Raw genomic sequence first — 521 nt, forward strand, 5'->3', positions numbered from 1 at the left:
ATCCACATGGTGACCGCGATGATTAGCGCCACGAGCGGCGGTGGGATCTTGAGTTCTAGGGCGCGCATAGCTTGTACTCTGAGGTCTAACGTTTGACATGAGAGGGGGCGCCCGGCTTGCCGGGCCACGTTCTCTCGATGGAAGGGCTAGGCGTCACTGTCGTCAGTGTCTGATGACTCACCTTGATGAGAAAGCTTGAGCCCACCTTTCCCGTCCGGTAGCCACACTGCCCCGGTTTCTGAGCTTGCATCAAAAAACCCAAGTTGATGCTTGGCTGCAAGGCTAAAGACCTGCTCATATGCGGCTTCTGCCTTGGACCAGGCGAACGCGGCGTAGATTGCTTCCTTCCCGACGCTATAGTCAGTGACAGCCGAATCATCTTCTGGAAACTCTTCCGAAGAGAAGGGGCCATTCATTGCCGGGTACGACTTGATCATCTCAAGGAACCAAGCCTGAAGCTCTGGTGTAGAGACCTTTGGATCGTCGTAGCTGTGATTCTCGGACCATTCGGATGTCTCTTC

At 54.9% G+C, this 521-nt stretch carries 1 protein-coding gene; it reads right to left on the bottom strand.

What is annotated here, in order from left to right; translation table 11 throughout:
- Positions 1-146 precede the first annotated feature (146 nt).
- The coding region (locus tag AC1DWI_RS26040; protein WP_477726315.1) for a hypothetical protein at positions 147-521 on the bottom strand (375 nt) is incomplete at its 5' end.

The organism is Polaromonas sp. P3_C2 (genome assembly GCF_056402675.1).